The organism is Limnothrix sp. FACHB-1083 (genome assembly GCF_014696485.1).
Taxonomy (GTDB): domain Bacteria; phylum Cyanobacteriota; class Cyanobacteriia; order CACIAM-69d; family CACIAM-69d; genus CACIAM-69d.
The window spans coordinates 19,653-33,316 of sequence record NZ_JACJQD010000017.1; the positions used below are offsets into that span (position 1 = coordinate 19,653).

Here is a 13,664-nt window from a genome sequence, read left to right on the forward strand (position 1 = left end):
ACAGCGAGGGTGACAGCAATGGCAAAACTCAACATTGAAACTCAACGTTGGAGCCACAAGCGATTGAAGGCAATTGAAAGCAATTGTATGTGTCCATTCAACCTAACCCACCGGTTGATTAACGCTCTGAATTCCGGCCGACAACCTCTCCCGGGCGATCGGTTCGCGGGCCCAGTCAATCCCCTACACTAAGAGCCGAACTGTGCAGGCTTGGTGTCGAGTCTATGGACAAAGGAACGCTGGTTGAATTGCGACTCGATGACGAGCGGGTGTTGGCCACAATCGATCGCCCAGAAGGCAAAAAACTCTTCATCGCGATCGGCGAGCAGGGCAAAAACCACAAGATCCGTCCCCAGGATGTGACCTACACCGTTGGGGGTGGGTTTCAGCCCGCCGACATTGCTGCCTTTCGAGCCGCCACAGCGCCTTACTTTGACCCCGACAGTTTGGAAGTGGCTTGGGAACTGCTGTGCGAGGAAGACAACCGCGCCGTGGATGCCAAGGAACTGAGCCTCATTCTTTTTTCGGAAGCTTCGCCGGTCACTTGTTACGCTGCTCACCGGATGCTGAGCGAGGATAAGCTATTTTTTAAGCAGAAGGGCGATCGCTACGAACCTCGACCCGCTAGCCAAGTCTCAGAAATGCGCCGCCAACAGGAGCTGACCCGGCAGCGAGAACAGGAACAGCAGGCCTTTTGCGAGTGGGTTCAATCGGCCATCAGCAACCCGGGCGATCGCCCCGAAATTCCCGACGATTCCCCATTTCGTCAGCGCCTTGAATTACTGGAACGGTATGCCGTCCAAGGCGATGAAATGACCAATCGATCGGCTGCGTTAGACTTACTCGCAAAGCTCGATCGCCCGACCACCGAACGCGGTGCATTTGATCTGCTTGTGGCCCTGGGCCTGTGGAGTCCCCACGAAAATTTGCACTTGCGGCGATCGCAACTGCCCACCCGTTTTTCTGCCAAGGTGCTTGATGTGGCCCGTGCGTACCTCGAATCCCCACCCCCCGATCTGGATCGCGATCGGCTCGACCTCGTTCACCTCAAAACCTACACGATCGACGACGAAAGCACCCGAGAAATTGACGACGGCCTCAGCCTGGAATTCCTCAGCGATGGCACCGAGCGCATTTGGGTACACATTGCCGATCCCACCCGCTGGCTAGAACCCGGAAACGAGCTAGACCTCGAAGCCCGCCGCCGCGCCACCACCGTCTATTTGCCCACGGGCCCCGTGCCCATGTTTCCGCACGAGCTGGCCACCGGCCCCATGAGCCTCGTGCAAGGCCGGCAATGCTGTGCCCTCAGCTTCGGCATCGTCCTTAACGAAAATGGCTCCGTCGCGGACTACCAAATTCGCGCCAGTCACGTCAAACCCACCTACCGCCTCACCTACGACGACGTGGACGAAATGCTCGATTTGGGCATCACCGACGAGCCACAACTCACAGCCCTGGCCAAGTGGGCCAAGCGCCGCGAAAGCTGGCGGGCCAGCCAAGGGGCAATCCGCATTGAAATGCCCGAAACCTCGATCGCCGTCAAGGATGACGAAATTGAAATCCGTGTCCTGGGCGATTCCACCGCACGGGGGCTGGTGGCAGAAATGATGATTCTGGCGGGGGAAGTGGCCGCCCGCTACGGCCAAGAACATAGCCTGCCGATGCCCTTCCGCAGCCAACCCCAACCGGAACTTCCCCCCGCAGAGGAATTGATGCTGTTGCCAGCGGGCCCTGTGCGCGCCTGTGCCATCCGCCGCTGTATGCCCCGCAGCGAAATGAGCACCACGCCCGCCCGCCACTCCAGCCTCGCCCTGGATACCTACACCCAAATCACATCACCCATTCGCCGCTACACCGATCTCTTGGGTCACTTTCAAATTAAGGCGCACCTGCGAGGCGAAACCCTGCCCTTTTCGATTAACGAAATGCAGGAGTTGGTGCAAGGGGTGAGTTCCACAGCCTATGAAGCGACTTTGGTGGAGCGCCAAACCACACGCTACTGGATTTTGGAATATTTACGACGCAACCGCGGCCCTTGGCAAACACTGATGTTGCGGTGGTTGCGCGAGGATGATGGGCTGGCGGCAGTGCTGCTGGAGGATTTGGGGGTGGAGCTGGCAACGCGGTTCCATCGCGATCTGTCACCGGGCGATCGCCTCTGGTTGGAGGTGAGCCATGCGGATCCGCGCCAAGATTCCATTCAGTTTCGGGAAACGGCGGTGGATGGAGCGCTGGCCGAATCGGTTTTGTAGCTCGGGGGCTGAGCTGAGCAAGACGAGTGATCAAAACAGGTCTGGCAAGAGGAAACTGGTCAAACCAGGCGCGCAAGAAAATGGCGCACAAGAAAATGGCGCGAGAAAAATAAAAAAATTCCTCATCCAGTTGCGTGCAAATGGCTCACCATCCCCTATAATTCTGAAGGTCAAATTTCGCGCCGGTCAAATCACTGGCTCGATCGCGGAATCTGCCTCGGGATGTAGCGCAGCTTGGTAGCGCACCTCGTTCGGGTCGAGGGGGCCGCTGGTTCGAATCCAGTCATCCCGATTGTATTTCCCAATTCACTACTATCCAGGGTTCGCAACGCTGGATTCTCCTTCATTCTGCCTCCATAGAAACTACTGGTGCTTTCGGCGGCCCAACTGCCGATCGCCCTAGTTTTTCCATGGCTCGAACTGATGGTTTAAATTTTGGTGAGGGGGCCTCTAGCGTTGACTCTCCTTGGCCTTGGGTTGCCCCTGCCCGATCGCCCAATCCCCCGAGTTGGCAAGGTGGGTTCTGCCTGGCGATCGCCCCAGTGAACTCCCCAAACGGGCAGCCCCCTGGCCCGTGGAGCCACCCACCAGCACCCAGCAATTGAGTTAAATTATCCCTGTATTACTGACCCCGAGGATCACCCTGGCAACAAACCAGAGGAAATGCTCCCGGACGGCTCCTAGCCATCTTTCATCATCAACCACTCGTCCCGTTCTGCACCAGAACTGGCCATGGCCTGCATGATCAGCCCGTTGTCCTACTGATCCCAATCATTCGATCTCCCTATTTTGATTTCTTATATTGGTGACAGTAAAAAATTATTAAAAATCATTCCCGATCGCGCCCCCAGCAACCCTCAAGATCGCCATTGCTCGGCAAAACCCACTAGGATAGAGCCACTTCAAGCTCAAGATAGCAAAGCCCCTTTTTGTTTAACCCCATTCTGCGAAAATCGTGCGATATTACTTAGAAATTACTGCGCTCACAAACTCATCAGAGAGCACTGAAGTCCTATGCAAAATCCTTGATACTGCTCGTTATCAAACGCAATACCACGAAACTTTAGAATCATTTTTGGCTGCCATTCAGCAAAACCAGCAGGAAATTGATTGTCTCATTATTCAAGAGGATCCACTGCTTGAGCAAACCATTGAGCAGCTCTCTACCGCTAACATCATTCTTCCGGCAGTTATTTGGTGTTCCCGATCGCAGAATTTACCCAAAAAACCCTGGATTTATCATGCGGCTGAAGTGATTGCCTCAGAGCAAGACCTCGAAATCTTCCGCCGATCCATCGATCGCGCCATCAACAATTTCCTATACCTAACGCCAATCAGCTCCAACCTTGGTCAGACAAACGTTGCCCCCGCATCTGCCGTCCCTAGTAATGCAGTGAACCTGCTTGAGCAACAGAAACGACTGACAGACAAACTCAAAGAGCGCTTAGGATATTTAGGTGTGTATTACAAGCGCGAACCCAAACTTTTTCTCAGAAACCTGCCCGCCGAAGACAGGCACACCCTCCTACAGGAATTGAGAAGCGAATATCGCGAAATTGTCTTGGCCTATTTTGCAGAGGATGGAACCGTCAATATGCGGGTCGATCGCTTTGTAGAGCAGGCTTTCTTTGCGGATATGTCTGTTTCTCAAATTGTAGAAATTCACATGGAGTTGATGGATGCCCTTGCCACTCAACTCAAGCTGGAAGGACGCAGTGAAGAAATTCTTCTAGACTATCGGCTCACGCTCATTGATATCATTGCCCACCTGTGCGAGATGTATCGACGCTCCATCCCTCGCGAGTGATGGGCCCTAATTGATCATCTAACAATACAGCGCTTGCGAATTATGCGAATCAAATTATGCAAATTAATAGATCTGTGCATCGAACAATCATCAAACAATTTTGGGCAAAGGGCGAAAACACGGCTAGCCACTTGCAATCACTCTTGTAATTCATTTTTAAATTGCTGCTTTTAGATCACGCTCAGAAATAATTTTTACGTCATTTTTTAATCAAATTATCATTGATCTTCGTCAAGAATGAAGGCTTCATAGATTAATTGATTCAAATCAGGAAACTTAAGAATATTTTCTGATTACCATTTGACAATCGGGTTATTATATTAAATAAAATCAAGTTCCATGATCTTTGGGCTATTGTTCGTTTACAAGTTAGCCAAGAGCTGCTCCAGAAGCTCTAAGATTAATGCTTTGATTTTTCTGGTTTCTCCCTGTCAATCGTTGTCGTCGCAGTCGGCATCAAGCCATTTTCGCGTTCCTTCTCACGTTCTGAGTGCAGGTGACCCTATCCGGTTCAAGAGTCAATTTGACCAGTAAGTACAAGCTGTCAACAGAAGATTTCGGCATATTTCGACCAAACTACCATCAAGCTGCCATCAGACTGCCATTGATGAACTGAATTTTGAGGATGATGACTGGAGCGTGGTCTGCTCGATAACAGATTGGGAGTAAGTTTTCCCCAGCCCTTGGGGAGAGTCCTGTGATTGGCATGGATCTGATTCCGGTTTTAGGGACTCCGGTGACCTTGCATTCTCAACGGGTCTTGTATTTACCCAAATTCCCGTGGACAGAACTTCCTAAACTCAACTCGTTGTATTGCTTATGAGTCCCCTCAAAAAAACCTACGTTCTCAAGTTATACGTAGCAGGAAATACTCCCCATTCAGTCCGTGCCCTGAAAACCCTGAAGAATATTTTGGAAGATGAGTTTCAAGGGGTTTATGCGCTGAAGGTCATCGATGTGCTAAAAAATCCCCAACTTGCTGAGGAGGATAAGATTTTAGCCACCCCAACCCTTGCAAAAATTCTGCCCCCGCCAGTGCGGAAAATTATTGGCGATTTGTCCGATCGCGAGCGGGTGTTGATTGGCCTCGACCTGCTCTATGAAGAATTGGCGGATGATGAGGCTGAATACTAGAATCAGTAGGGTTTTGCGATGGATCGTGGGATGCTGTTTAGACTCCGAGGCGATCGGGAACGGCAAAACCAACCCCCAAATGCCCGGCGGGTGGGTTCGCTCCGGTGCATCGGTTGCATCGGTGTGCTGTGATCGCGGGCCCCACACCCCGATCGACTGCCCCATCTAGCCCCAATCAGGTTCGATCCCTGTTGCGTTTAGCATTGTGCTCGGTATCATGCTCGGCAATTGAGCCTCTCCATTTGGCAATCTGGATCTGCCCCTTGGTGATGGTTAACCCCCAGGGGCCATGCCCGATCGGGTTAGGGGCCCCAACCCTCAGACACCATTCCCATTCCCTGGCTTTCCATTCCCTGGCATTTCCTTGGCACTGATGGCTGAATGACTGGCTACTCCGATAGCGTTGATTCCTTAGGAAACAGATATAAACAGATATCACTATGACCGGTGTTCAAAAAATTCGGACGATGATTGAGGGCTTTGACGACATTAGCCATGGCGGGCTACCTGTCGGTCGAGCAACACTCGTAAGCGGAACATCTGGTACTGGGAAAACGCTAATTGCGATCCAGTTTCTTTATAACGGAATTGTTTATTTTGACGAGCCGGGCATCTTTGTCACCTTTGAGGAATCGCCCGCCGACATTATTAAGAACGCGGGCAGTTTTGGTTGGAATTTGCAACAGTTGGTAGATTCGGGAAAGCTGTTTATTTTGGATGCTTCCCCGGATCCAGAAGGGCAAGATATTGTTGGCAATTTTGACCTGTCAGCCCTGATTGAGCGCATTCAATACGCCATCCGGAAATACAAGGCTAAGCGGGTTTCGATCGACTCAATCACCGCCGTTTTTCAACAGTATGACGCGGCTTCAGTGGTGCGTCGGGAAATCTTTCGATTGGTGGCCCGCCTGAAGCAAGTGGGCGTGACCACCATCATGACCACGGAGCGGGAGCGGGAATATGGCCCCGTGGCGCGGTTTGGGGTTGAGGAATTTGTGTCGGATAACGTGGCGATCGTCCGCAACGTGCTGGAGGGGGAACGCCGTCGCCGCACGATCGAAATTCTGAAGCTGCGGGGCACAACCCACATGAAGGGAGAATATCCCTTCACCATCACCAACCAAGGAATTAGCATTTTCCCGCTGGGGGCCATGCGCCTCACTCAGCGATCGTCCAACGCGCGGGTATCGTCCGGGGTGCTCACCCTCGACTCCATGTGTGGCGGCGGCTTCTTCAAAGATTCGATTATTTTGGCCACAGGCGCAACCGGTACGGGCAAAACCCTGCTGGTTAGTAAATTCATTGAAGACGCTTGCCAAAATGGCGAACGCGCCATCCTCTTTGCCTACGAAGAATCGCGGGCCCAACTCTCTCGAAACGCCTATTCCTGGGGCATTGATTTTGAGGATTTGGAAAGCCGTGGGTTGCTCAAAATTCTCTGCGCCTATCCGGAGTCAGCGGGCTTGGAAGATCACTTGCAGATCATCAAGTCTGAAATTGCTGAGTTTAAACCCTCCCGCATCGCGATCGACTCCCTTTCAGCCCTGGCGCGGGGGGTCAGCAACAACGCTTTCCGCCAATTCGTGATTGGGGTGACGGGCTTCGCCAAGCAAGAAGAAATCACCGGTTTCTTCACGAACACCACCGACCAGTTTATGGGATCCCACGCCATCACCGATTCCCATATTTCCACCATCACCGACACCATTTTGATGTTGCAGTATGTGGAAATTCGTGGGGAAATGTGCCGGGCCATTAACGTGTTCAAAATGCGAGGCTCGGAACACGATAAGGGTATTCGCGAATACACCATCAGTCGCAACGGCCCAGAAATTCGCGACTCGTTCCGCAACTACGAAAAAATCATCAGCGGTTCCCCTTCGCGGGTCAGCGTGGACGAAAAAACGGAACTGTCGCGGATTATGCGCGGGGTTCAGGAAAAGTCCACGGACTAACCAATAGACTAATCAATTCAGGACGAGACCCACTCAGAATTAACAGAGTTCAACTCAGAGTCAACAGGATTAAGCATCAGGATTCACGGAATTAAACGGAATTAAGCAGACGAATGTAGGACAAGATCTGGCAACCTGAAACTTTTTGCCAGACTCCTGACTCCTGTAGCCTAGGGGGGAAAGAGGCTCTAGATGATTGAGCCGAATTATGGGCTGCTTTATCGCATCACTGTTTGTCACGCTGACCCAGCAAGGGCGGCGGTGGTTGCACCATCGCTGTGTTCGTTGGTGGCTGTGGGTGGGGGCGGCGATGATTGTGGCCACGATTCCCGCTTGGGCTGTGCAGGCGTTGACGTTGGATCAGGTGGATGCGATCGCCTCGCAAGTCACGGTGGTGATTGCCCAGGGGCTGCAAAAGGGAGACATTGAACAGCGCCAGGAATGGAATCCGGGGTCGGGGGTGCTGGTGGCCCGGGAAGGGCAAACCTACTACGCCCTAACGGCGCTGCATGTGGTGCGGACGCGGGGCACGGTCTATGGAGTGCGCACCAGCGATGGTGAGGTGCATTTCATTGATGACGAAAGTGATCCGAGCAATATCATTCCCCTGGGCAATGAACAGGATGAAATGGGTTCCGCGATCGCGGGGATGGATTTGGCCCTGGTGCGTTTCACCAGCAATCTGGATTATCCCGTGGCGGTGATGGGCAATTCCCGGCGGATGGGGCGGGGCGATCGGGTGGTGGTGTCTGGCTGGCCCAATCCCGAGGACGACAGCGCCCGCCGTGAACGGATTTCCAGCTCTGGGGCCTTGGTGGCCATTTCCCCCAGTCCCTTAAGCGATGGGGGCTATAGCGTGCTCTACGACAACCTGACTCGGCGGGGAATGAGCGGCGGCCCGGTGCTGAATGGGGATGGGGAGTTGGTGGGGATTCACGGCCGCGGTCGGGGTGACTCCAATGGTTGCAACCAAGGGTTGCTGGGGGTTGATGCTTCGGGGAATGATTTGGGGCGATCGCTCGGTCAAGCCTTAGAGGGAAACACCGATGCGAGCTGTGGGATGCAAACGGTACATTTTCTGAGTGCGGCGGAGGCGGCCCGCATCGTGTTGGCCTATGAGGATCCGCCCGTGGATGAGCAGTTGATTGCACGCGGCTTGGCTCAAAAGCCCAAGGCAGACACGGTGGAGGACATCTACGCGGCGTTTACCTTTGATGTGCGATCACTCCTGCGCGATCAACCTTCGGGGGGGTGCGGCAGCGTGCTGTTAGGTGATCCTTGCGATCGACCTTTCTAGGCTCAACTTCCGCGCGAAATCGTCCTGAAGGAATGGGCCTGTGATAGTTTCGATCCGAAATCCATACCCGAGTGAAAGCCCCTGGGGTTAATCAACGGTTGGTTAGGGATTGCAGCAGGGGCGATCTGCCTGTGGTGTGTAAAGGGAGTCTGGGCAGGATGACGGCAGCAGCAGCGTTAGCAGCAGAAACAGATTCAGAAGCGGAAACCAAGGCGGCGACGGCCATTCCGCAGCCCCACATGCACCCATTAGGGCATCCATCAAGGCATCAATCAGGGCATCCATCAAGGCATGAACACCCAGTGCATGAACACCCAGTGCATGAACACTTGATCGGGGCCATCAACTTTTCAGGGCGATCGCAACGGGCGGACGGGAACCGGTGGGTTACTGGATTCCTGTTCAGGGCCATGGTGGGATCGGCCTTGGGATCATCCCTATTGGGGGCTTTGGGAGTGCTGGTGGGACTGGTGGCGGGAACCAGCGGAGTTGCGGCCCAAACCCTGGAGCCGATCGAACCTGTGGGAACTGAGCTGAGCGCCCCCGAAGCCGAGATCCCCGCTCAAGCCCAGGTCACCTCCGTTTCTGCCCTCAGCGATGTGCAACCCACCGATTGGGCATTCCAGGCCCTGCAATCCCTGGTGGAGCGCTACGGCTGTTTGGCGGGCTATCCCGATGGACTGTTTCGGGGCGATCGGCCTTTGGGCCGGTTTGAGTTTGCCGCCGGTTTAGCCGCTTGCTTAGAGGCGATTCAAACCCAGCTCGATCGAGCCACCGATGCCGCAGTGCAACGGGACGACCTGGCCGCCCTGAGCCGCCTGCAAACGGAATTTCGATCGGAACTGGAGCAGCTCACGGGACGAGTCAACCGCCTGGAAGCCACCACCACCCGCCTGGAAAGTCAGCGCTTTAGCCCCACCCTGCTGATGGGGGGCGAAACGATTTTTGGTCTGTCGGCGGCCGCGGGCGACAATCCGCCCGGTGATAACGAAAATCCCGCCACCTTTGCCCACTTGACCCGCTTGCAATTTGTCACCTCCTTCACGGGGAAGGATCGGCTGCGGCTGCAACTGGCCACGGGCAACCTGGGCAACAACGGCTATGCCAGTCGCCAATCCTTGGGCACGGATATGGCCCGCCTTTCGTTCCAAACGGATTTGGACAACAACATCCAGTTAGACCTGTTGGATTATCGATTTGCGGCCTGGGGCGATCGGGTGGTTTTGACCCTGCGGCCCGTCGGCTTTGACCTCAGCAGCGTCCTCACGGCCAACTCGCCCTTTTTTGACACCGGCCGCGGGGCCATTTCTCGGTTCGCGGAAGGCAGCCCCCTGTTTAAGCTGGCGGCCCTGGATGGGGGTGTGGGGGCAGATTGGCTGCTGTGGGAGCGGGGGCGGCTGCAATTTGCCTACGGCGCAGGCAACAGCGCTCGACCGGATCAGGGCATCTTTGGGAGCGATCGCAGCGCTTGGGGGGTGCAACTGCTGACCAAACCGGCGGCCACCTTGCTCACGGGCATCGCCTACATCAACGCCTACGACGATCGGGGCTATCTCAACACCTTCACCGGCAGCCTCAACGCCGACCTGTCCGGCAAGCTCGATTCCCCGGCCCAAATCCACGGCCTCAGCGGCACATTGCAATGGCGGCTATCGGAAGCTCTCACCCTGGCGGCCTGGGGAGGCTGGGTTTGGACAAATTACATCGATCGGGAAGCCACGGCCTTGTCCAACACCTATGCGGTGTCCTTAGCCTGGTCAGATCCCTTTGGCCGCGAGGGCGATCTTTGGGCCTTTTTGGTGGGTCAGCCCCTGCGCTTGGTGAAAGGCACGGGCGATGTGGAAGACGATTCGGGCCAGGGAATGCACCTGGAAACCTTCTATCGGTTTAAGGTGGGCGATCGAATTTCCATCACCCCCGGCGTTTTCGTGGTCACCCAAGCGGAACATGAGGCCGATCGCGGGGCGATCGTGGTGGGAACTATCCGCACCACATTTCGATTCTGATCATTTAAGTCGTCTTGGCCAGGCCCGTTCAAGCATCACCTCAGAATCGGGCAACCGCCCAGCCTTGGGTTACGGGCCTGCGTATAGGTATGCAAATTAACCGGATTCCCACGGAAAAACCCTGGGTAAATTGATAGGGGACAGTTGAGATCGGCAGATTCATTCAGGTGCAATCCCGATTCAATTTCCCTAGCACAGGCCCACAGAACCACAAACAGCACCACCAGCAGTGGCAGTCCCGAGCGGAATCGGAGACATTGGAAATGCAGACTACCGTTAACAGGTTCAGTGACCGGGGCTAATCATCCAGTTCCGTCGCTTAGTCATGCATGATCAGTCGTGCGCTGTTTAGACCAAGCCCTAGGTTGTGTCACGCATGATTTGGGTCGCGCATAATTTGGGTCGCACATTACTGGGGTCATGGCCACACATTATGTGGTCACTCAATATGACCAACTATTGTGGGGTCATGCCTTTTCAAGCCATGCACTGTGGGGCCATGCATTCATTGAGTTCTGCATTAGCTATGCCATTGAGCGATCGAGTCGTGAGTAGGATTCTGGGTGGTTGATTCGTCATGCAGCACGTTCCATCAAAACCCATTTCGGCTAAGCCACGGTCTCGATCGGCGCGGGGCAGTCAGTGGGATGCATTCGTTTTCCTTGAGGTGTTCGACAACGAGGGCGGCATCCAAACCTATAACCAAAATTTGTTGACGGCCTACGCCTGTGTGGCGGAACCGAACCGCCGCGGCCGGGCCTGGATTTTGCGCGATCGCCCCATGGCTAAACCCCCGATCGGGGAAGGGCGCTTGGAATTTAACTGTTTTGGTGGGGCCAAGTCCCGGGCGATCGGGCGGTTACAAATGCTGGCCAGCCTGGCCTGGAATCTGTGGATTGCGCCACCGCGCCAAGTGTTTTGTGGCCACATCAACCTCGTTCAGGCGATCGCCTGGATTTGCCAGATTCGGCGCATCCCCTACACGGTGCTGACCCACGGCAAGGAAGTTTGGGATCCCCTCTCGCCTCCGGCTCGCCGGGCTTTGCAGCGGGCCGATGCCCTTTGGATTGTTAGTCGCTATTCCCGCGATCGCGCCAGTCAGGCCAACCAGCTCAATCCCGATCGGGTGGATCTGATGCCCTGTCCGGTGGATGGCACGGTGTTTCGACCGGGGCCCAAACCGCCGGAACTGTTGACGCAGTATGGCCTAGCCGATTGCAAAGTGCTGATGACCGTGGCGCGGCTCTGGCCGGGCGATCGCTACAAAGGGGTGGATGTGACCATTCGGGCCCTGCCACTGATTGCCCGAGCCGTGCCCAACGTGAAATATCTGGTGATTGGTCGCGGCGAAGATCGCCCGCGATTAGAAGCCCTGGCCTGTGAGATGGGCGTGGGCGATCGGGTCGTGTTTGCGGGTTTTGTGCCCACGGAGGCCCTGCCGGACTTTTACCGAGCCGCCGACCTCTACGTCATGCCCTCCCAAGAGGGATTTGGTATTGCTTATCTGGAAGCCATGGCCACGGGCGTACCGGTCATTTCCGGTGATGACGACGGTTCCGCCGACCCCTTGCAGGATGGTCGATTGGGGTGGCGGGTTCCCCACCGGGATTCGGAGGCCGTGGCCCGCGCCGCCATTGCTGCCTTGACGACCAGGGGCGATCGCCGTTGTGATGGGGCATGGCTGCGGCAAGAGGCCCTTGGCCTGTTTGGGGTGGATGCCTTTCGCGATCGCCTGCACCAGCTCTTGAACCGCAGTCCGCAACGCGGCCCTCGCAAACCCTAGGTTCAGGGAAACCTCGAATCCTCAATCTCGCAATTTTCGATCGCCCCATTCTCAATCTCGCAATCTCGCAATCTCTTGATCGCCCGATCGCCCCATTTCGATCGCCCAATTCCTAAATCTCCGAAATCTCTGAACCCTGGATTCGCCCCATTTTTCGATCTTCAAGCCCTCGACTTCCCCAATCTTTCGATTCCCCAATGTTGTGCTATGGGCGCTTTATCCCCGGAACCTCTCCCCACTGAGTCGCCAGTTTCAGAAACTCCAACTCCAGCTAGCCAAACTCCAGCCAGCCAAACCCCAAACTCAGCAACACCAGACTCACCCCCTCCAAACGCCCAAACTTCCGAGTTCCCAGGCCCAGAAACCAACGCGCGGGAACCCTTAATTTCTGCGATCATTTGCACCCACAATCGAGCGGAGTATCTGGGCGGGGCGATCGATAGTCTGCTGAGCCAAGATTGCGGTGCAGCACTCCCCTACGAAATTGTGGTGGTGGACAATGCTTCCACCGATCGCACGCGGGAAGTGGTGGAAGCACGCCTGATTCACCCCCGCTTGCGCTACGTTTACGAATCGATCACAGGCTTGTCTGTGGCCCGCAATGCCGGAGCCAAAGCCGCCCGCAGTCATTTGCTCGCCTATTTGGACGACGACGCAGAAGCCAGCCCCCAATGGTTACGGATGCTCTACGAAGCATTTGCCCAAAACGATCGCCTGGCCATTGCCGGGGGGCGCGTTACCCTGCTGTGGCCCCCGGGGCGATCGCGCCCGCGCTGGCTTTCCGATGGCATGACCGAACCCTTGGGGGCCTATGATTTGGGCGATCAACCGATCATCATTCACAATCCGGGACAAACGCCGCGCGGCTTGAATTATGCAATTCGTCGGTCTTTTCTCGATCGGGTGGGCGGTTTTGACCCCAGCCTAGGGCGCGTGGGGAAAAAACTGCTGTCGAACGAAGAACTAATGATGACCGAACGGGCGATCGAGCTGAACTGGCAAGTGGGCTACATTCCCGCCGCCCACGCCGCCCACAACGTTGCCCCAGAGCGATTGAGTCCCCGGTGGTTTTTAAATCGCGCCTGGTGGCAAGGCATCAGCGAGTGCTATCGCGAACAACTGGCCGGGCGGGCGGGTTTGCGTCAGTTTGGCTTGGCGGGCGATCGGTTCCTGCGGGGCCTCTGGAAAGCCCTCCGCCACTGGCGGGATCCTGCCATTCGTTTTGACAACCTGGTCTATGCCTATGGTCAGTTGGGCTACCTGTGGGCCATCCTTCGCACCCTCATGGGTCGTCGGGCATTATAGGCTTGGCCCCGTGATCATCGTCGATGTCCCCGTTCCCAGTTACCCCTAAAATTCGTTCGATTCGGCTTCGTTTTTCGCTAAATCCCCCTTGTTTTCGCCATCCGCTGCTGTCTCACCCCCCT

10 protein-coding genes and 1 tRNA gene are annotated in these 13,664 nt (G+C 55.5%); all 11 read left to right on the plus strand.

Features of this window, described 5'->3' with window-relative positions; all coding sequences use genetic code 11:
• Window positions 1-224: 224 nt before the first annotated feature.
• The 11 genes from H6F46_RS17205 to H6F46_RS17245 all read left to right on the plus strand — a co-directional run bounded on the left by H6F46_RS17205 (window position 225) and on the right by H6F46_RS17245 (window position 13,542).
• Window positions 225-2,255, plus strand: coding sequence for a ribonuclease catalytic domain-containing protein (locus tag H6F46_RS17205; protein ID WP_099532185.1), 2,031 nt, complete (start codon window positions 225-227; stop codon window positions 2,253-2,255).
• 218 nt (window positions 2,256-2,473) lie between these two features.
• A tRNA-Pro gene (locus tag H6F46_RS17210) sits at window positions 2,474-2,547 on the plus strand.
• A gap of 174 nt (window positions 2,548-2,721) precedes the next feature.
• On the plus strand, window positions 2,722-2,865 hold the full coding sequence (locus H6F46_RS19160; RefSeq protein ID WP_190356006.1) for a hypothetical protein: 144 nt from the start codon (window positions 2,722-2,724) through the stop codon (window positions 2,863-2,865).
• Window positions 2,866-3,210: 345 nt separating this feature from the next.
• Window positions 3,211-4,062: a circadian clock protein KaiA gene (locus tag H6F46_RS17215; RefSeq protein WP_190356007.1), complete on the plus strand. Its 852-nt coding sequence runs from the start codon at window positions 3,211-3,213 to the stop codon at window positions 4,060-4,062.
• A gap of 819 nt (window positions 4,063-4,881) precedes the next feature.
• A complete protein-coding gene (kaiB, locus tag H6F46_RS17220; RefSeq protein WP_099532183.1) occupies window positions 4,882-5,196 on the plus strand; it encodes a circadian clock protein KaiB in 315 nt (104 codons plus the stop codon).
• A gap of 440 nt (window positions 5,197-5,636) precedes the next feature.
• Window positions 5,637-7,151 (plus strand): circadian clock protein KaiC, encoded by a 1,515-nt coding sequence (kaiC, locus tag H6F46_RS17225; protein WP_099532182.1) that lies wholly within the window; start codon window positions 5,637-5,639, stop codon window positions 7,149-7,151.
• Window positions 7,152-7,359: 208 nt separating this feature from the next.
• Window positions 7,360-8,448, plus strand: coding sequence for a serine protease (locus tag H6F46_RS17230; RefSeq protein ID WP_199291642.1), 1,089 nt, complete (start codon window positions 7,360-7,362; stop codon window positions 8,446-8,448).
• Window positions 8,449-8,765: 317 nt separating this feature from the next.
• The gene (locus H6F46_RS17235; protein WP_190356008.1) at window positions 8,766-10,454 is read left to right on the plus strand and encodes an iron uptake porin; all 1,689 of its coding nucleotides are present in this window, start codon (window positions 8,766-8,768) and stop codon (window positions 10,452-10,454) included.
• A 420-nt stretch (window positions 10,455-10,874) separates the two neighbouring features.
• Entirely contained in the window at window positions 10,875-11,009 is a 135-nt protein-coding gene (locus tag H6F46_RS19635) for a hypothetical protein (protein WP_255509021.1), read from the plus strand.
• Between the two features lie 22 nt (window positions 11,010-11,031).
• Complete coding sequence (locus H6F46_RS17240) at window positions 11,032-12,237, plus strand: glycosyltransferase (RefSeq protein WP_099532180.1); 1,206 nt, start codon at window positions 11,032-11,034, stop codon at window positions 12,235-12,237.
• Window positions 12,238-12,444: 207 nt separating this feature from the next.
• Complete coding sequence (locus tag H6F46_RS17245; protein ID WP_190356009.1) at window positions 12,445-13,542, plus strand: glycosyltransferase family 2 protein; 1,098 nt, start codon at window positions 12,445-12,447, stop codon at window positions 13,540-13,542.
• Window positions 13,543-13,664 lie beyond the last annotated feature (122 nt).

Coding starts and splice junctions, on each gene's coding strand:
- H6F46_RS17205 (WP_099532185.1), top strand. CDS start 225: ATGGACAAAGGAACGCTGGTTGAATTGCGACTCGATGACGAGCGGGTG.
- kaiB (WP_099532183.1), top strand. CDS start 4,882: ATGAGTCCCCTCAAAAAAACCTACGTTCTCAAGTTATACGTAGCAGGA.
- kaiC (WP_099532182.1), top strand. CDS start 5,637: ATGACCGGTGTTCAAAAAATTCGGACGATGATTGAGGGCTTTGACGAC.
- H6F46_RS17230 (WP_199291642.1), top strand. CDS start 7,360: ATGGGCTGCTTTATCGCATCACTGTTTGTCACGCTGACCCAGCAAGGG.
- H6F46_RS19635 (WP_255509021.1), top strand. CDS start 10,875: ATGGCCACACATTATGTGGTCACTCAATATGACCAACTATTGTGGGGT.
- H6F46_RS17240 (WP_099532180.1), top strand. CDS start 11,032: ATGCAGCACGTTCCATCAAAACCCATTTCGGCTAAGCCACGGTCTCGA.
- H6F46_RS17245 (WP_190356009.1), top strand. CDS start 12,445: ATGGGCGCTTTATCCCCGGAACCTCTCCCCACTGAGTCGCCAGTTTCA.